14 protein-coding genes and 1 tRNA gene are annotated in these 18,077 nt (G+C 72.6%); 4 read left to right on the top strand and 11 right to left on the bottom strand.

All coding sequences use genetic code 11. The features are described from left to right. Window positions 1-248: 248 nt before the first annotated feature. The 7 genes from ATL41_RS11130 to rsmI all read right to left on the bottom strand — a co-directional run bounded on the left by ATL41_RS11130 (window position 249) and on the right by rsmI (window position 7,798). Window positions 249-1,400 carry a resuscitation-promoting factor gene (locus tag ATL41_RS11130; protein WP_098458531.1) on the bottom strand — a complete coding sequence of 384 codons (1,152 nt, stop codon included), beginning with the start codon at window positions 1,398-1,400 and terminating at the stop codon, window positions 249-251. A 4-nt stretch (window positions 1,401-1,404) separates the two neighbouring features. Continuing rightward, window positions 1,405-2,370 (bottom strand): aggregation-promoting factor C-terminal-like domain-containing protein, encoded by a 966-nt coding sequence (locus tag ATL41_RS11125; RefSeq protein WP_143556615.1) that lies wholly within the window; start codon window positions 2,368-2,370, stop codon window positions 1,405-1,407. Between the two features lie 168 nt (window positions 2,371-2,538). Further along, window positions 2,539-3,453, bottom strand: coding sequence for a TatD family hydrolase (locus ATL41_RS11120; RefSeq protein WP_098458529.1), 915 nt, complete (start codon window positions 3,451-3,453; stop codon window positions 2,539-2,541). Beyond that, on the bottom strand, window positions 3,454-5,058 hold the full coding sequence (gene metG / locus ATL41_RS11115; protein ID WP_098458528.1) for a methionine--tRNA ligase: 1,605 nt from the start codon (window positions 5,056-5,058) through the stop codon (window positions 3,454-3,456). Window positions 5,059-5,139: 81 nt separating this feature from the next. After that, complete coding sequence (locus tag ATL41_RS11110; RefSeq protein WP_245854785.1) at window positions 5,140-6,399, bottom strand: PQQ-dependent sugar dehydrogenase; 1,260 nt, start codon at window positions 6,397-6,399, stop codon at window positions 5,140-5,142. Further along, window positions 6,396-6,881, bottom strand: coding sequence for a hypothetical protein (locus ATL41_RS11105; RefSeq protein WP_098458527.1), 486 nt, complete (start codon window positions 6,879-6,881; stop codon window positions 6,396-6,398). The genes ATL41_RS11110 and ATL41_RS11105 overlap by 4 nt, the downstream gene beginning before the upstream one ends. 77 nt (window positions 6,882-6,958) lie before the next feature. Next, complete coding sequence (gene rsmI, locus ATL41_RS11100; RefSeq protein ID WP_098458526.1) at window positions 6,959-7,798, bottom strand: 16S rRNA (cytidine(1402)-2'-O)-methyltransferase; 840 nt, start codon at window positions 7,796-7,798, stop codon at window positions 6,959-6,961. A gap of 37 nt (window positions 7,799-7,835) precedes the next feature. Between rsmI and ATL41_RS11095 the strand changes: the two genes are divergently transcribed. The 4 genes from ATL41_RS11095 (at window position 7,836) to ald (ending at window position 14,740) form a co-directional block, all read left to right on the top strand. Beyond that, window positions 7,836-9,491, top strand: a complete 1,656-nt coding sequence (locus ATL41_RS11095) for a dolichyl-phosphate-mannose--protein mannosyltransferase (protein WP_245854925.1) — start codon at window positions 7,836-7,838, stop codon at window positions 9,489-9,491. Window positions 9,492-9,660: 169 nt separating this feature from the next. Then, entirely contained in the window at window positions 9,661-11,400 is a 1,740-nt protein-coding gene (locus ATL41_RS11090) for an ABC transporter ATP-binding protein (RefSeq protein WP_098458524.1), read from the top strand. Next, window positions 11,400-13,388 (top strand): ABC transporter ATP-binding protein, encoded by a 1,989-nt coding sequence (locus tag ATL41_RS11085; protein ID WP_245854783.1) that lies wholly within the window; start codon window positions 11,400-11,402, stop codon window positions 13,386-13,388. Before ATL41_RS11090 ends, ATL41_RS11085 begins: the two co-directional genes overlap by 1 nt. A 230-nt stretch (window positions 13,389-13,618) precedes the next feature. After that, on the top strand, window positions 13,619-14,740 hold the full coding sequence (ald, locus tag ATL41_RS11080; RefSeq protein ID WP_098458523.1) for an alanine dehydrogenase: 1,122 nt from the start codon (window positions 13,619-13,621) through the stop codon (window positions 14,738-14,740). A 76-nt stretch (window positions 14,741-14,816) separates the two neighbouring features. Here the strand turns inward: ald and ATL41_RS11075 are convergent. The 4 genes from ATL41_RS11075 to ATL41_RS11060 all read right to left on the bottom strand — a co-directional run bounded on the left by ATL41_RS11075 (window position 14,817) and on the right by ATL41_RS11060 (window position 18,073). After that, window positions 14,817-14,889, bottom strand: a tRNA-Ala gene (locus ATL41_RS11075). A 98-nt stretch (window positions 14,890-14,987) separates the two neighbouring features. Next, window positions 14,988-16,166, bottom strand: coding sequence for a hypothetical protein (locus ATL41_RS11070; protein WP_143556614.1), 1,179 nt, complete (start codon window positions 16,164-16,166; stop codon window positions 14,988-14,990). A gap of 69 nt (window positions 16,167-16,235) precedes the next feature. Continuing rightward, window positions 16,236-16,850 carry a GNAT family N-acetyltransferase gene (locus ATL41_RS11065; RefSeq protein WP_098458521.1) on the bottom strand — a complete coding sequence of 205 codons (615 nt, stop codon included), beginning with the start codon at window positions 16,848-16,850 and terminating at the stop codon, window positions 16,236-16,238. Then, window positions 16,847-18,073, bottom strand: a complete 1,227-nt coding sequence (locus tag ATL41_RS11060) for a molybdopterin molybdotransferase MoeA (RefSeq protein ID WP_098458520.1) — start codon at window positions 18,071-18,073, stop codon at window positions 16,847-16,849. Before ATL41_RS11060 ends, ATL41_RS11065 begins: the two co-directional genes overlap by 4 nt. Between the last annotated feature and the right edge of the window lie 4 nt (window positions 18,074-18,077).

Here is an 18,077-nt window from a genome sequence, read left to right as displayed (position 1 = left end):
TCTCGACGGTCGGCTGCTGATCCGGCCGTTCCGGGTGGCCCGTGGGCCTCGTCCCGGGTCCTGCGCCGCGGTCGCTGCCGTGTCTTCGGCAGCATCTCGAGTGCGTGGCCTGCGCGCTGCGCGGGCCCTGTCCACGACGTGAGGACGCTCCAACGTAACCGATTCGTGATCATGCGCCAACCCCTGAAGGTCCCGACCACGCCGACTTCGTGGCGTCCGCGCAGATCACCGGTACGGTGACGATCGTCTCAGTACCAGTTCTTCGCCTGCGAGTGCGCCCAGGCGTCGCACGGGGCGTCGTAGCGGTTCGCGATGTAGCTCAGGCCCCACGCGATCTGCACGCTCGGGGTCGAGAGGTAGCGCGCCGCGGCGGCGCTCTCCCGCCAGCCAGCGCCGAAGTGGATGCTCATGATCGCCTGCGGGATGCCGCGTGCCGTGCTGCTCGGGTTGGCGGCCTGGTAGCGCCAGCCGCTCTCCTTCTGCCACAGGCTGACGAGGCAGGAGTACTCCTTGCCGGTCCAGCCGCGGTCGGCGGCCATGCCGCGTGCGAGCTCCTTGGCGCTCGCCGGGGTGGTCCCGGGCGTGCCCGCGGGGGCGTCCGTCGGAGGGCTCGTCGGCTTCGGGTCAGGCTTCGGGTCTGGCGCTGTCTCGGGCTTCGGGTCGGGCTCCGGCTCCCCCGCGGGGTCCGGGTCGGCAGCGGGCCCGGCCTCGGTGGTCGGCGCCTGCGTCGGTGCGGTCGGCGCAGACGGCGTGCGGGTCGGCGCGGAGGTCGGCGTGGGCGACGTGCCGGTGCCCACGCGGACGACCTCGTCGACCGGTGCGGTCGCGACGAGCGAGACGACCTCGCTGCGGGACACCTCGACGCCGTCGATCCGGGAGACGAGGAACGTCGTCACGGCGGACCCGGGACGGCCGGCGGTGCGCACGACGCGCTGCCCCTCGGGGAGCGTCGGGTCCTCGACCTCGACCGTCTCGAAGGGCACCTCCGTCTCGAGGGTCTCGTCGTCCCACTCGACCCTCGCGACGACGACGCGCATGCCGGGCTGGACCGGCGCGTCGAGGTCGTGCGAGGTCGCGTACCCGTCGAGGACGACGCCCTGCGCGACGAGGAGGTCGGACACGGTCGTCGCGGTCGTCGTGACCTCGAGCTCGTCGCCGTCGAGCGAGACGGTCACGGGGACGGGCGCCCCCTCGCGCACCTCGCCGCGGGATACCGCGCCGTCGGTGCGCTCGACCGCGTCGGCGCCCAGCAGCTCGGCTCCGTCGGCGACGACGACGGGCGGCGGGTCCCCCCACGCGACGTCGCCGAGGGGCGCGACGAGCTTGAGGCCGCCGACGGTCAGGGCGCAGACGCCCAGGACGATGGCACCCGAGACGAGCGGACGGGCAGAACGCGACAAGGGCTCAGTACCAGCCGCGCGCCTGCGAGTGGTTCCAGGCGGCGCACGGCGTGCCGTACCGGCCGGAGACGTACCCGAGGCCCCACGTGATCTGCGTCTTGGCGTTCGTGCGCCAGTCCGCCGCGACCGAGCCCATCTTCGAGCCGGGGTACGCCTGCGGGATGCCGTACGCGCCCGAGCTCGAGTTCGCTGCGGTCACGCGCCAGTTGCTCTCCTTGGTCCAGAGCTTGTCGAGGCACGCGAACTGCTCGCCGTCCCAGCCGCGGTCGGCGACCATCGACTTGGCGAGCGCGCGGGCCTGCGACGGGCTGAGGACCTTCGCACCGGCGTCGGGAAGCTTGAGGGTGCCGACGCGCACGACCTCGTCGCGCACCTCGGACTCGACGACGCTCGTCACGGGCGTGCGGGAGACGACGGCGCCCCCGACCTTCTCGACGATGTAGGTGACGGACGACCGACCGTCGCGGCCCGACGTCTCGACGATCTTGGTGCCCTCGACGAGCGCGTCGTCGGGCTTCTCCTGGGAGTCGTGCTCGACGACCTCGACCTCGGTGACGGTCGTGCGCTCGACCGTGTCGACGACGACCTCCATGCCCTCGGCGACAGGGGTCGTCGGGTCGACCGACACGGCCTCGTCGTCCGCGAGGACGACGCCGAGCTCGGTGAGCGCGGCACCCACGGTCGCGGCGGCCGTGCTGACGGCGGTCTTCTCGCCGCGCAGCACGACCGTGAGGTTCTGGGTGCGGGCGGACGAGCGTGAGGCGACCTCGCGCGAGCGCTCGGTCAGGTCGGCGACGGCCGCGACGGTCGCAGCGCTCGTGGGCTCGGGAGCCTCGGCGGATGCTTGCGCGAAGGCGACCGACCCGCCGACGACGAACGTGAGCACGCCTGCCTGCGCGACGACCTTGAGGCCGGCTCCGCTGCTGCGGGCGCGACGGGCGCGCCGGGCGCGGCGTGGGGCAAGTGGCACGTTCGTCGCTCTCCTCTCGGTGCTCGCGCGGCGGCAGCTCCCGCCGGGTCGGCGGGGACGTCCCGACGATTCAACCCCGGGTCCCGCGGTCAGGGCAACACACGACCTGAGGCCCTCGAGACACCTATCGCCACAAACCCGGACAACTTGAGCGTCGGCCTGCTCAGGTCACCACTCGCCGTAGACGCGGACGGCTGTCTCGGCCGTCGCGCGGGCGACGTCCTGCACCGGGAGGTCGAGAGCCGCGGCCATCCCGCGGACCGTGTGCGGGAGGAGATAGGGGGCGTTCGGGCGGCCGCGCACGGGGTGCGGCGTCAGGTACGGGGCGTCCGTCTCGACCATGACGAGAGAGAGCGGCACCGCACGCAGCGCCTCGCGCAGGTGCTCGTTCGCCGGGTACGTGACGGGGCCCGCGAAGGACAGGTACCAGCCGTGCGAAGCGCACACGCGCGCCATCTCGGCGTCGCCCGAGAAGCAGTGGAACACCGTGCGGTCGGGCGCGCCGTCCGCCTCGAGCAGCTCGATCACGTCCTGGTGCGCGTCGCGGTCGTGGATCTGCAGCGCGAGACCGAGCTCCTTCGCGAGCGCGACGTGCGCCCGGAACGACTCGCGCTGCACCTCGCGCGCCCGCTCGCCGCCCCGGAAGAAGTCCAGGCCGGTCTCGCCGATCGCGCGGACACGCTCGTGACGCGCGAGGTCGGCGACCTGCGCGAGCGCGTCGTCGAGCGGAACCGCGTGATGCTCGCGCGGCTGCGGGTCGAGCCCGTCCGGGGCGACTTCGCGGATACCCGCATGCAGGGGCGCCTCGTTCGGGTGCAGCGCGACCGCACCGAGCAGCGCGCGGTGCTCGTCGAGCATCGCGACCGTCTCGCGAGCGGCGGGCAGGTCGCAACCGACCTGGACCATGCGCGTGACGCCGACCGACGCCGCACGCGCGACGTGCTCCGCGACCGTCGGTACCGGCTGCGACCCGTCGAGGACGTGGTGGATCGAGTCGAGGTGCGTGTGGTTGTCGACGACCTGGACGCCGAGCGGCTCCGGGTCCTGCGGCCAGCTGCGGTCCCGCTCCCGACGACGCCCCACTCAGACCTCGGGGTCCTCGAGACGCGGGAAGAGCACCGCGCCCTTGGTGATCGTGGTGCCGGCGGCGAGCACGCCGAACGTCCCGGCACCGCTCACGGGCTGCGCGTCGAGCGCGCCGAGCCGCTCCTCGGCGCCGAGCGACTCCCAGAGCCGCTCGGTCGCCTGCGGGATGACCGGGTGCAGCAGCACGGCGAGCGAGCGCAGCGCCTCGGCGGCGGTCACGAGGATCGTCGCGAGGCGGCCACCCTGTCCGGTCTGCGACTCGTCCTTCGCGACCTTCCACGGCTCGGTGTCGGTGATGTAGTGGTTCGCGGCGTCGACGAGCGTCCAGATCGCGCTGATCGCCTCGTGCGGCGCGATGCGGTCGATCGCGGCGTCGGCGTCGGCGGTGGCCTTCGCGGCGACGGCCGCGAGGTCGGTCTCGAGCTGCGTCGGCTCGCCCGCCTCGGGCAGCACCCCGCCGAAGTACTTGCCGACCATCGCGGCGACGCGCGAGGCGAGGTTGCCCAAGCCGTTGGCGAGGTCGCCCGCGTAGCGCGCGGACATGTCCTCCCACGAGAACGAGCCGTCGGAGCCGAACGAGATCGCGCGCATGAAGTAGTAGCGGAACGCGTCCGAGCCGAAGTGGTCGATGATCTGGCTCGGCGCGATGCCCGTGAGCTTCGACTTGCTCATCTTCTCCCCGCCGACGAGCAGCCAGCCGTGCGCGAACACGGTCGTGGGCAGCGGCAGGCCGGCGGCCATGAGCATCGCGGGCCAGATGACGGCGTGGAAGCGCAGGATGTCCTTGCCGACGAGGTGCACGTTCGGCGGCCACACCTGCGCGAAACGCTCGGCGCCCTCACCCTCGGTGTCGCCGAGACCGACGGCGGTCGCGTAGTTGAGCAGCGCGTCGAACCACACGTACAGCACGTGCGAGGAGTCCCACGGGATCGGGATGCCCCAGTCGAACGTGTTGCGGGAGATCGACAGGTCCTTCATGCCGCTCTTGACGAACGAGATCACCTCGTTGCGCGCGGACGCGGGCTGGACGAACTCGGGGTGCTCCTCGTAGAGGGCGAGCAGCCTGTCCGTGTAGGCGCTCATCCGGAAGAAGTAGTTGTCCTCCTCGAGCCACTCCACCGGGCGCGAGTGGATCGGGCAGACCTTCTGGCCCGCGTAGTCGCCCTCACCGTCGAGGACCTCGCCCTCGAGCTTGAACTCCTCGCAGCCGACGCAGTAGTAGCCCTCGTACTTGCCCTCGTAGATCTCACCGGCGTCGAACAGGCGCTGGATGAACGACTGCACGCGGTCGACGTGCCGCTCCTGCGTCGTGCGGATGAAGTCGTCGTTGCGCGCGTCGAGCGTCTCGAGGACGGGCTTCCAGGCGCTCTCGACGAGGCGGTCGGCCCACTCCTGCGGGGTGACGCCGTTGGCCTCGGCGGTGTTCATGACCTTCTGACCGTGCTCGTCGGTCCCGGTGAGGAACCAGACGCTCTCCTGGCGCTGGCGGTGCCAACGGGTGAGGACGTCCGCCGCGACCGTCGTGTACGCGTGCCCGATGTGGGGGGCGTCGTTGACGTAGTAGATCGGCGTGGTCAGGTAGAAGGACTTGGTCTGCGCCATGGCGTCATCCTAGAACCCGGCAGGCACCGGCCGGGACGGCGTCCCGCGCAGCGAGGCGCGGCCGGCACGACGGCGGACGGGTCACGGCACGTCGGTCACCTGGAGGCGCACCCGCAGCAGCCGGTCGTCGTCGTCCGCAGGGTCGCCGCGGCCGTCGGTGCTGCCCGTGACGACGAGCAGGTGCCCGTCCGGCAGCGCGACGACGTTGCGGACGCGGCCGACGCCGTCCAGCAGGACCGTCGGCGTCGCGGGCTCGCCACGCACGAGCGTGCCGAGGTCGACGCGCCACACGCGCTGGCCACGCAGGGCGGCCACGTAGACGCCGTCGCGGGTCACCGCGATCCCGCTCGGCGACGCCTCGTCCGTGCTCCACGTGACGAGCGGGTCGACGAAGCCCTCGGCCTCGCCTCCCGTGCCCTCGATGTCGGGCCAGCCGTAGCTCGCGCCCGCGACGATCTCGTTGAGCTCGTCGAACGCGTCCTGGCCCAGCTCGGACGCGTACATGCGACCGTCCTCGTCCCAGCCGAGGCCCTGCACGTTGCGGTGGCCCGAAGTCCACACGGGCGACCCGGGCAGCGGGTTGTCGGCGGGCACCGAGCCGTCGGGCTCGAGCCTGAGGATCTTGCCCGCGAGGCTGTCGAGGTCCTGTGCGTTCGCGGGCTCCGTCGCGTCGCCCGTGCCCGCGTAGAGGCGGCCGTCGGGGCCGAACGCGAGCGCGCCGCCGTCGTGCGTGCGCGCCTTCGGGATGCCGTCGAGGACCGTCTCGAGCCGCCCGAGGGTCGTGCCCTCGAGCACGCCCCGCACGATCGCGTTGTCCTCCTCGCCCGTGCGGTAGACGTACACGTAGCCGTCCGTCGCGAAGGTCCCGGCGACCGCGACGCCCAGGAGGCCGCCCTCGCCGTCGGGCACCGTCGTCTCGCGCAGCTCGTCCGCGCCCGGTCCGTCGACCCGCGTCCGCTCGCCGTCGGGCGCGACGCGCACGAGGCGCGCGGAGTCGCGCAGGGAGACGAGCAGGTCGCCGCCCGGCAGGGCCGCGACGCCCCACGGCACGTCGAGGCCCGACGCGACGACCTCGACGTCCGCGGCTGTCGCGGTCGAGCGGGACGGCAACGGCTCGGGCGTCGGGGTCGCGTCGCCCGGCTCGTCGGTCTCGTCGTCGTCGGCGGGGGCCGACGACGCCGCTCCCCCGGGCATGGGCACCGCAGGAACACGCGGGGCGTCGTCGTCGAACGCGCCCGCGAGCGCGGCCACGAGGAAGCCGACCGCGGCGAGCGCTGCGACGACCGCGACGGTGACGCGCACACGCTTCGGGACGCCGCGTCGGGCGGCGCGGTCCGTCACCGGGCGTCCCCCTGCCAGCCGAGGTTGCGCGCGACCCGCTCGAGCGTCGCGACCGTGACCTCGTAGTCGCGGGCGGCGATGCCCTCGCCGGCAAGCTCGCGACGTCGGGTGATGACCGCCTGCAGCTCCTCGTACGCGGCCTCGCCCGCGACCGTCACGGCGAGCGTGCCGACGTCGTCGGGCGCACCCTCGACGTGCTCGTGACCGGCGACCCAGCCGCGGTGGCGCAGGTCGTCGACCAGCAGGGAGGTCGTGCCCGTGCCGCCCGGTGCGTGCACGAACGGCGCGAGGACGGCGTCGACCTGCGCGGTGCTGCTCGCCCCGTCCCGGATCACGGAGAACACCTGCCAGTGGCGCCGCGAGAGACCGCCCCACTCGTCCGCGTCGGCGCTCATGGACTCCTCGAGGAGGGAGTCGACGAGCTTGACCCAGTACCCGAGCGGGCGCCCCGTGCCGCCCGCGATCGAACCTGACAACGGCATGACCCCTGCTCCTCCCGCCGGCCTGTACGGTTCGTTCCCAGTCTGGTCCCGCCGCGCGACGGGCGCGACCGGCGCCGTCAGCGGGCGCGACCGGCGAGGACTGCCTCGTAGAGGTCGCGCTTGGGCACCCCGGCGCGCTGCGCGACCGCAGCGACGGCCTCCTTGAGGCGCGTGCCGGCGTCGACCTGCGTGAGCACGGCGGGCACGAGGTCCTCGACCGAGGGCGGCGCCTGCTCCTGCGCTCCCGCGACGACGATCGAGATCTCCCCGCGCAGCTGCTCCTCGCCCGCGCGTGCGGCGAGCTCGGCGAGCGTGCCGCGCAGCACCTCTTCGTAGGTCTTGGTCAGCTCTCGGCAGACGGCGGCCGGACGGTCCGCGCCGAAGGCCTCGGCCATCGCGGCGAGCGTGTCGTGCACGCGGTGCGGCGACTCGAAGAACACCATCGTGCGGCGCTCGTCCGCGAGCGCGCCGAACGTCCGGGCACGCTCGCCGGGCTTGCGCGGCGCGAAGCCCTCGAAGCAGAAGCGGTCCGTCGCGAGGCCCGAGACCGCGAGCGCGGTGAGCACCGCGGACGGGCCGGGCGCGGCGGTGACGCGCAGCCCGCGCTCGACCGCGCGCGTGACGACGCGGTAGCCCGGGTCCGAGACGGTCGGCATCCCGGCGTCCGTCACGACGAGCACGGTGCCGCCGCCCTCGACGACGTCGAGCAGCTCGTCCGCGCGCGCCGTCTCGTTGTGCTCGTGATAGCTGACGATCCGGCCCGCGACCCTGAGGTCGAGGCGCGCCGCGAGGGCGAGCAGCCTGCGCGTGTCCTCGGCCGCGACGACCTCCGCCTCGACGAGGAGGCGGCGCAGCCGCGGCGAGGCGTCCTCGACGTCGCCGATCGGGGTGGCCGCGAGGACGAGGGAACCGGTCATGCGCCAAGCCTGCCACGGCGTCGGCCCCTCCCCTACGATGGCGTCCGTGAGCGCAGCCGCCCCTTCCCCCGCGTGGGACCCCGTCCCTGACGCGCCGGAGGATCCCCGGTCCACGCACGAGCGGCTCCTCGCCGTCCTCCTCGGCGAGCGCGCGCTGCGCCTCGGCACGACGGCGTCCGACCGGCTGTGGGGCTGGCTCGGCCCGGCCCTCGTCGCGGTCGTCGCGGCCGTGCTGCGCTTCTGGCACCTCGGCCGGCCGGGGACGCTCGTCTTCGACGAGACGTACTACGTCAAGCAGGGGTACACGCTCCTCGTCGCGGGCTTCGACGCCGAGTGGCCCGAGGACCCGAACGCCCTGTTCGAGGCGGGCGACCAGGACATCTGGCTCGACAAGGCCGACTACGTCGTCCACCCGCCGATCGGCAAGTGGATGATCGCGCTCGGCCTGCGCATCGGCGGCTCGCAGAACCCGTGGGCGTGGCGGCTGGCGACCGCGGTCGTCGGCGTGGTCGCGGTGTTCCTGGTCGCGCGCGTCGCGCGCCGCCTCTTCTCCTCGACGCTCGCCGGCGTCGTCGCCGGCGGTCTGTTCGCGGTCGACGGCGTGGGCATCGTGCACGCGCGCACGGGCCTGCTCGACAGCTTCGTGATGTTCTGGGCGGTCGTGGCGTTCGCGCTGATCGTCGCGGACCGCTTCGACTCGCGGCGGCGGCTCGCCGCGCGGGCGGCGGCGCTGCTCGACGCGAACCAGCCGTTGGGCCGGTACGGCCCGTGGCTGGGCGTGCGCTGGTACCGGCTCGCGGCCGCGCTCGCCCTCGGCCTGTGCATCGGGACCAAGTGGTCCGGCATGTACTTCCTCGCGGCGTACTGCGTCCTCGTCGTCCTGTGGGACGCGTCGGCGCGCCGCGCCGTCGGCGTGACGGGCTGGCCGATCGGCACGCTCCTCCGGGACGCGATCCCGGCCGCGCTGACGATGGTGCCGATCGCGGTCGCGACCTACCTCGCCTCCTGGGCCGGCTGGTTCCGCAGCCCGTCGTCCTACATGCGCCACTGGGCGCAGGACAACCCCGGGCAGGGCGTCCAGTGGCTCCCCGAGAGCTGGCGCTCGTTGCTCGAGTACCACTCGCGGATGTGGGACTTCCACAACGGGCTCACGTCGCCCCACCCGTACCAGGCCCACCCGCTCGGCTGGATCGTGCAGTGGCGGCCGACGTCCTTCTACTACGAGGACCAGGTCCGCGGCGAGGCGATCCCTTCGGGGGGCACGTGCGGCTGGGACGAGTGCACGCAGGCGATCACGTCGCTCGGCAACCCCCTCGTGTGGTGGCTCGGCGCGCTCGCCGTCGCCGCGACGGTCGTCCTCCTCGTGCGCCGGAAGGACTGGCGCGCGACGGCGGTGCTCGTCGGCCTCGTCGCCGGCTGGGTGCCGTGGCTCGGCTACGCGCACCGCACGATCTTCACCTTCTACTCGATCGCCTTCGCGCCGTTCGTGTACCTCGCGCTCACGTACGTCTTCGTGGTCGCGTGGGAGTGGTCCGAGGGCCGACCGTCGCGCCGGGTCACCGTGCGGCGCACGGCCGTCTGGGTCGCGGTCGCGATCGGCGTGGTCTCGCTGTACTTCTACCCGATCTGGACCGCGATGCCCGTGCCGACGTGGTTCTGGCGCTCGCACATGTGGCTGCCCGGCTGGGTCTGACGCGCACCGAGCGCTCCCCTGCCTCCGGCGTGGTCCGCCTGTCCGCACCGGGGCGAACAACCCAGGCCGAGACCTGGGCCCGGGATAAATGTCAGGCGGTCGTGACACGCTCGTAGGTAGCCTTTCCATGCCGCTTGAAAAGCCCACCCGCACCCGTCGGAGGCCCCTCGTGTCCCTGCTCCGTCTCACGCTGGCGTACCTGCGCCCCTACAAAGCCTGGGTCGCGGCCGTCGTCGTGCTCCAGTCGATCGCGACGATCGCGTCGCTCTACCTGCCGAGCCTCAACGCGCGGATCATCGACCAGGGCGTCGCTCAGGGCGACACCGACTTCATCTGGTCGACGGGAGTGCGCATGCTCCTCGTCTGCCTGCTGCAGGTCGCCGCCGCGATCGCCGGCATCTACTTCGGCGCGCGCGCCGCGATGGCCGTGGGCCGCGACATGCGCCGCGACGTCTTCCGCAAGGTCGACTCGCTCGGGACGCTCGACGTGAGCCGGTTCGGCACCGCGACCCTCATCACGCGCAACACGAACGACGTCCAGCAGGTGCAGATGCTCGTGCTGATGACGCTCAACTTCATGGTCTCGACGCCCATCATGTGCGCCGGTGGGATCGTCATGGCGCTGCGCGAGGATCCGGGCCTCTCCTGGCTCGTGTGGGTGTCCGTGCCGCTCCTGTTCGTCGTCGTCACGGCTCTCGTCGTCAAGCTGCTCCCGCTGTTCCGCGTGATGCAGGAGCGCATCGACGGGATCAACGGGGTGCTGCGCGAGCAGATCGTCGGCATCCGCGTCATCCGTGCCTTCGTGCGGGAGGGCTTCGAGTCCGAGCGGTACCGCGAGGCGAACCTCAGGCTCACGGACGTCTCGGTGCGCGTCGGCAACCTGTTCGTCCTGATGTTCCCCGTGATCATGATGATCCTGCACCTCGCGACGGCCGCGGTGCTGTGGTTCGGCGGCCACCGCGTCGACTCGGGTCTGATCGAGGTCGGCGCGCTGACGGCGTTCCTCCAGTACCTGCTGCAGATCCTGGTCGCCGTCATGATGGGCGTCTTCATGGTCATGATGATCCCGCGCGCCGCGGTCTCCGCCGAGCGCGTCCAGGAGCTCCTCGGCACGGACCCGACGATGGTCGTCGCGACCGGCAGCGCCCCCACCCCGTCGAGCGGGGAGGTCGAGCTGCGCGACGTGACCTTCGGCTATCCCGGCGCCGAGCTGCCGGTGCTCGACCACGTGTCGTTCGTCGCCCCGCAGGGCCGCACGACGGCGATCGTCGGGTCCACCGGTTCCGGCAAGTCGACGCTGCTCTCGCTGGTCCCGCGCCTGTTCGACGCACAGTCGGGCACCGTCGCGATCGGCGGCACCCCGGTCCAGGACCTGTCCCGCGAACAGCTCGCGACGCTCATCGGCTACGTCCCGCAGAAGCCCTACCTGTTCTCGGGGACGATCGCCTCGAACCTCCGCTTCGGCAAGCCCGACGCGACGGAGGACGAGCTGTGGGAGGCGCTCCGCGTCGCCCAGGCCGAGGACTTCGTCCGTGAGAAGTCGGACGTGCTCGACGAGAACGTCGCCCAGGGCGGCACGAACGTCTCCGGCGGGCAGCGTCAGCGGCTCTGCATCGCGCGAGCGCTCGTCGGCAGGCCGCGCGTCCTGCTGTTCGACGACTCGTTCTCCGCGCTCGACGTCACGACCGACGCCCGGCTCCGGGAGTCGCTCGCCGAGGCGACCGCGGACACCGGCACGACCGTGATCATCGTCGCGCAGCGCATCGCCACGATCCGGTCCGCCGACCAGATCGTCGTCCTCGACGGCGGCAAGGTTGTCGGCACCGGCACCCACGAACAGCTCCTCGAGAGCAACGAGACGTACCGCGAGATCGTCGAGTCCCAGATGAGCGCGGAGGAGGTGGCCTGATGGCTGACGAGGACGTCGCAGTCCAGGACGAGATCGAGTTCCAGCCCGGCGAGGCCGACGGCGGCATGTTCGGCGACGGGCCGCCCGCCAAGAAGGCCAAGCACTTCTGGCCGTCCGCCAAGCGGCTCGTCGGGCTCCTCGCCCCCGAGAAGTTCCTCATGAGCGTCGTCATGGTGCTCGTCGTCGCGTCCGTCGTGCTCACCGTGATCGCGCCGCGCATCCTCGGTCGCGCGATGGACGTCATCTTCAACGGCTTCCTCGGGAAGTCCTTGCCCGCGGGCGTGCCGAAGGACGTCCTCGTCGAGGAGCTCCGCGCCGCCGGGGAGGCCCGCCAGGCCGACATGCTCGCCGCGACCGACGTGATCCCCGGACAGGGCATCGACTTCAGCCGGCTCGCCGAGCTGATCGTCCTCGTGCTCGGGATGTACGTCGTCGCGTCCGTGCTCATGTGGGCGAACGGGTTCCTGCTCAACCGCCTCGTCATGCGCGTCGTGTTCCGGCTCCGCGAGGACATCGAGCGCAAGCTCAACCGGCTCCCGCTGAGCTACTTCGACACGCGCCAGCGCGGGGACCTCATGTCCCGCGTGACGAACGACGTCGACAACATCCAGGCGGCCCTGCAGCAGGCGTTCTCCCAGCTCGTCTCGTCGCTCATGACCGTCCTCGGCATCACGGTGATGATGTTCGTCGTCTCCTGGCAGCTCGCGCTCATCGCGCTCGTGGCGCTGCCGCTCTCGGGCATCGTCGCGGGTGTGATCGGCGTGCGGTCCCAGAAGCTCTTCGCCGCGCAGTGGAAGAACACCGGCGCGCTCAACGGGCACGTCGAGGAGTCCTACTCGGGCCTCGAGCTCATCCGGGCGTACGGCCGCGGCGAGGAGATGCTCGAGGAGTTCGACAACCGCAACGACAAGCTGTTCTCCGCGTCGTTCGGGGCGCAGTTCGTCTCCGGGATGATCATGCCCGCGATGACCTTCATCTCCTACCTGTCGTACGTGCTCGTCGCGGTGGCGGGCGGGCTGCGGGTCGCCTCCGGCAGCATCACGCTCGGCGACGCGACGGCGTTCATCCAGTACTCGCGCGAGTTCACGCAGCCCGTGAGCGAGATGGCGTCGATCGCCAACATGCTGCAGTCCGGCGTCGCCTCCGCGGAGCGCACGTTCGAGCTGCTCGACGCCGACGAGCAGGAGCCGGAGGACGTGCGTGCCACGCTCCCCGAGACCGCGAACGGCCGCGTCGTCTTCGAGGACGTGTCCTTCAGCTACGACCCGGAGGAGCCGCTCATCGAAGGCCTGTCCTTCACGGTCGAGCCGGGGCAGACGGTCGCGATCGTCGGGCACACGGGCGCGGGCAAGACGACGCTCGTCAACCTCGTCATGCGCTTCTACGAGCTCGGCGGCGGTCGGATCCTGGTCGACGGCGTCGACATCCGCGACCTCTCGCGCGACGAGCTGCGCGGCCGCACGGGCATGGTGCTCCAGGACGCGTGGCTGTTCGAGGGCACCATCCGGGAGAACATCCGCTACGGCCGCCTGGACGCGACCGACGAGGAGGTCGTCGAGGCGGCGAAGGCGACGATGGTCGACCGCTTCGTGCGGCAGCTCCCCGACGGCTACGACACTGTGATCGACGCGGAAGGCGGGAGCGTGTCGGCGGGCGAGCGCCAGCTCATCACGATCGCGCGCGCGTTCATCGCTCAGCCGTCGCTGCTCATCCTCGACGAGGCGACGTCGTCGGTCGACACGCGCACCGAGCTGCTCGTGCAGCACGCGATGGCGGCGCTGCGGTCCGACCGCACGTCGTTCGTCATCGCGCACCGCCTCTCGACCATCCGTGACGCGCACACGATCCTCGTCATGGAGCACGGGGCGATCGTCGAGCAGGGCACGCACGCCGAGCTCCTCGAGCGCCGCGGCGTCTACCACGCGCTCTACGAGAGCCAGTTCAAGGGGTCCGCGATCGGCGACCCCAACGCTCGCCAGGAGGCCTGAGCCTCCCGAGCCACCTCACGAGGGCGGGGCGCGACACGCGCCCCGCCCTCCGTCGTCCCCGCGCGACTTCTGCTCGTCTCCCGCGGGGCCACGCCCTCGAGGCCGCTCGCGCTCGCGGGGCCCGTCCGCCGCCGCATCTCCCCCAGCCGGACCGACCCGCCTGACCGCCCGCGCGCGTGCGCGCAGGTCTACCGTGAGTGCAAGAGCGGTTCCTGCAGCGGAGGCCAGACGTGCGCATCGGAGTCCCGACCGAGATCAAGGTCCACGAGTACCGCGTCGCCGTGACGCCGGCTGGCGTCCACTCGCTCACGGGCGCCGGCCACCAGGTGGTGGTCCAGTCCGGCGCCGGTGCCGGCTCAGCGCTCTCCGACGACGAGTACCGCGCCGCAGGCGCGACCGTCGTCGACGACGCCGCCGCGGTCTGGGAGCAGGCCGACATGATCTGCAAGGTCAAGGAACCGCTGCCCCAGGAGTACCCGCTCATGCGTGACGGCCTGCTCCTGTTCACGTACCTGCACTCCGCCGCGGACCTCGCGGGGACGCGCGCCCTGATCGACAACGGCGTCACCGCGGTCGCCTACGAGACGGTCTCGGCGCCGGACGGCTCGCTGCCGCTGCTCGCCCCGATGAGCGAGGTCGCGGGACGCATCGCCGCCCAGGTCGGTGCCGTCGAGCTCATGCGGCCGCGCGGACGCGGCACGCTCATGGGAGGCGTGCCGGGCACCCCGCCCGCCAAGGTCGTCGTGCTCGGCGGCGGCACCGTCGGACGCAACGCGACGCAGGTCGCGGCGGGCATGCGCGCCGACGTGTGCGTCGTCGACGTGTCCCCCGCCGTGCTTCGCGCGATCGACGCCGAGCACTCGGGCCAGGTGCGCACAGCGATGTCGAACCCGTGGGAGATCGAGCCGCTCCTCCTCGACGCCGACCTCGTGATCGGGGCGGTCCTCGTGCCCGGCGCGCGTGCGCCGCACCTCGTCTCGGAGGACCTGGTGGCGCGCATGCGCCCGGGCTCGGTGCTCGTCGACGTCGCGATCGACCAGGGCGGCTGCTCGGAGGTCTCGCGTCCGACGACCCACGAGTCGCCGACCTACCGTGTCCACGGGACGACCGTCTACGCGGTCACCAACATGCCGGGCGCGGTTCCGGTGACGTCGACGCGGGCGCTCACGAACGCGACGCTGCCCTACCTCCACGAGCTCGCGAACGTCGGGGCCGCGATCGCCGAGAGCACCGGCCCTACGTGGGACGTGCACCCGCGCCGCGCAGCGCTGCTCGCGGGCCTGCAGGCGGGTCTGACGACGCACGCGGGCGAGGTCCGCAACGCGGCGGTCGCGCGGGCGCACCGCCTCTGACCTGGCACGGCGCGCCGAAAGGCTGGTGAAACGCCAGAGGGACCGTCTCGGTGAGACGGTCCCTCTGGGCTTCCGGTGGAGCTAAGGAGATTCGAACTCCTGACCTCTTCGATGCGAACGAAGCGCGCTACCAACTGCGCCATAGCCCCGTGAAGCGATACCTAGGTTAGCACCTGCACCGCGTGGTTTGCACATCCGTGTCGCGCTGTCAGAGCCTCCCCGCCGGGGCGGCCGAGACAGCCGCGAGTCACTCGCCGGAGGCGCGCCTCCGGGCGAGGATCGCGTCGAGGTCGAGACCGAGACCCTCGGTCGAGACGGCCTCCGACTCCTCCGCGCTCGAGGCGCTCGCGCTGCTCGCACGCTCGGACGCGTTGCTGGGCGTCGTCACGTCGGCGTCGTCGAGCGGGGCAGGCTCGCGGCGCGGGGCTGCGGCCTTCATCGTGTAGGTGGGGCGCGGGAGCGAGAAGCCAGCGAGCTCGCCGCCCTCCTCGACCACGGTCGCAGGGGCCGGCGTGGCCTCGGTGGCCTTCGCCGCGGGAGCCGACTCCTCGGCCTCCGAGACCGCAACCTCTGCCCCGGACGCCACCGGCTCGGACGCCGTCGACTCGACGGTCACGGCCTTCTCGGTGCTCTGCGCTTCCTCGGAGCTCTGCGCTTCCTCAAAGCTCTGCGCGACGACCGCGCGCACCGCGTCCGAGGAGATCATCTGGGTGCTCACGTCGCTCGCGTGGACCGCTCGTCCGGTGACCGACGGACGCGTCTTCGCGGGTGCGGCACCGGAGCGGGCCTGCGCGGCCGCGGCAGCGTCCGCGCGGCGACCGGCGACGACCGCGCGGCGACCGAGCACGAGCACGCCCGCGAGCATCGCGGTCAGCACGGACGGGATCACGACGGGGATCGTGAACGCGGAGACCGCCGTCCAGGCGATCGCCGACGCGGACAGGAGCGTGAGGGTCAGGGCGAGCCGGCGCTTCGCTGCGGCAGCTCGCTGCTCGGCGATCGCGGCACGGCGGGCGCGCTGCGCTGCGGCCTCGCGGGCGGCGTCGCTGCTGCGAGGCGTCATGGGTCGCGCGGACACAGGTCGGGTACGCCCGGCAGGCGACACCGTGCGCTGCGCACCCGTGGTGGGTCGGTCCATGTCCTGCGCTCCCTTCGCGCGTCCGGTGATCTGTCCTGCGCTGACCGTGGGCATCGAACCCGTGAGCAGCTGGTCGTGCTTCGTCTGTCCCGGCCGGCACTCCCGGTTCTCGTCCCCGAGGGCGCGAGCCGGTCGTGCGACCGCGAGGATCCGCATCGAGCCCGAGAAGCGGTCGTCGGACCTGGCCTCGAGCAGCTGGTCGCGATGACGCGTCCGCTGCGGGAGCAGGTAGGCGACCCACAACCCGACCAGGGCCAGGATCCCGGCCCCGCCTGGAATTGGTTCCACCGTTCTGACGGTATGCGAGCGCGCTCGGGTGGCCGTGCACGCGGCACGGCGTGTCTTACACGGTTGTGATTAACGCCCCTCGCGGGCGGCCTGCCACCGGGCGAGGAGGCCACCCGGAACTTCCTCGGAGGTGAGCGCGAACGTGCGGTGGTCGCACCACCGCCCCTGGATGTGGAGGTACCGCTCGCGCACGCCCTCGTCCCGGAAGCCGAGCTTCTCGACGACGCGCAGGCTCGGCGCGTTCTCGGGACGGATGTTGATCTCGATCCTGTGCAGCTGCAGCGCGGAGAAGCAGTGGTCGACGGCGAGGGCGACGGCGGTCGGCACGGCACCGCGGCCCGCAGCCTCCTGCGCGATCCAGTAGCCGATGCTCGCCGAGCACAGCGACCCGTAGGTGATCGACGAGACCGTGAGCTGCCCGACGAGCTCGCCGTCGAGCTCCAGGCCGAACGGCAGGGTCGTGCCCGAGCGGGCCAGGCGGCGCAGCGCGGACACGTACGACGCGAACGTCCCAGGCGGCGACGAGTGCCCCTCCGGTGTGGTCGCGTCCCACGGCGTGAGCCACGCGGCGTTGCGCACCCGCAGCTCGGTCCAGCGTTGCGCGTCGGCACGGCGCAGCGGGCGCAGGACGACGCTGCCCGCCGGGGTGTCGTCCCGCAGGACCACGGGCCAGCCGACGGTCATCCCTCGAGGACCAGGCAGTTCACGCGCTCGCCGAGCTGGACGAACGTCTGCTGCTCCGGGACCACCGCGAGCGCGTTCGCGTCGGACAGGGCCGACAGAGAGAGCTGGTCGATCGTCGCCGGGTCACCGACCGGGGTGACGCGGTAGCCCTCGTCGGGGCTGCCGACGAGGTGCGCGGGCACGAACTGGCGCACGTCCGCCGGGCTGCTCCACGCGACGTCGGCGTACGCAGCGACCGACGGGCGGAACAGGTCGGCCTTCCCGGCCATCGCGCGCAGGGCGGGCCGCACGAACACCTCGTAGGAGATCTGCGCCGCGACCGGCTGGCCGGGCAGCGCGAAGATCGGGACCTGGTCGTCCCCCTCGCCGAGCATCCCGAAGCCCTGGTGCCGGCCGGGGCTGACGGCGACGTGGTCGAACCGCACCGTACCGAGGGGACCGAGCACGTCCTTGAGCGTGTCGTGCGTGCCCTCGGACAGACCGCCCGTCGTGATGAGCAGGTCCGCGCGCACGAGCTGGTCCTCGATCATCTCGCGCAGCGTCGCGCGGTCGTCCGAGACCGCGGCGACGGGGATCGCGACGGCACCCGCGTCCTGGACGGCGATCGCGAGCGCCTGGCCGTTGGCGTTGTAGACGCCGTCACCCCGGCGGCCCGGCTCGATCAGCTCGGAGCCGACGGGGAGGATGACGACTCGCGGCCGCGGGTGCACGCGCAGCCGCTGGCGGCCGAGGGCCGCCGCGAGCGAGATCTGGCGGGCGCCGAGCCGCACGCCCGCCCCGATCGCGACCTGGCCCGCCACGACGTCGGCCGCCGCGTGGCGCACGCCCGCGCCCGCAGGCGTCGGGCGCAGCACGCGCACGGTGGCCGTGCCGCGGTCCGTCACCTCGAGCGGGAGGACCGTGTCCGCGCCGAGCGGCACGGGCACACCCGTGCTCACACGGATCGCCTGCCCGGGCACGAGGCGCACGGGTTCGACCGCACCGGACCACACGTCCTGGACGACGGGGAGCGTGACCGCTCCGCCGTCCGCGGCCCCGTAGACGTCGTCGTGCCGCACCGCGTAGCCGTCGTGGAGCGCGACATCGCGCGCTGGTACGTCCGCAGGGGCGAGGACGTCCTCGGCGAGGATGCAGCCCGCTGCATCAGCGAGCACGACGTCGAGCGGCGGGACCGGGCGCAGCGCAGCGAGCGCCTCGGAGAGGTGGGTCTGGACCGGTCTCACGATC

This window comes from Flavimobilis soli, assembly GCF_002564025.1.
In the GTDB taxonomy this organism is placed as follows: Bacteria; Actinomycetota; Actinomycetes; order Actinomycetales; family Cellulomonadaceae; genus Flavimobilis; species Flavimobilis soli.
Note: the sequence above shows the minus strand (reverse complement) of the source record. Positions and strands in the feature narration are given on the sequence as shown.

What these genes read in the sequence shown, in the direction of transcription:
- ATL41_RS11065 (WP_098458521.1), bottom strand. Translation starts at nt 16,850, where the DNA reads ATGACCGTCGGCTGGCCCGTGGTCCTGCGGGACGACACCCCGGCGGGC.
- ATL41_RS11105 (WP_098458527.1), bottom strand. Translation starts at nt 6,881, where the DNA reads ATGCCGTTGTCAGGTTCGATCGCGGGCGGCACGGGGCGCCCGCTCGGG.
- ATL41_RS11095 (WP_245854925.1), top strand. Translation starts at nt 7,836, where the DNA reads ATGGCGTCCGTGAGCGCAGCCGCCCCTTCCCCCGCGTGGGACCCCGTC.
- ATL41_RS11085 (WP_245854783.1), top strand. Translation starts at nt 11,400, where the DNA reads ATGGCTGACGAGGACGTCGCAGTCCAGGACGAGATCGAGTTCCAGCCC.
- metG (WP_098458528.1), bottom strand. Translation starts at nt 5,058, where the DNA reads ATGGCGCAGACCAAGTCCTTCTACCTGACCACGCCGATCTACTACGTC.
- rsmI (WP_098458526.1), bottom strand. Translation starts at nt 7,798, where the DNA reads ATGACCGGTTCCCTCGTCCTCGCGGCCACCCCGATCGGCGACGTCGAG.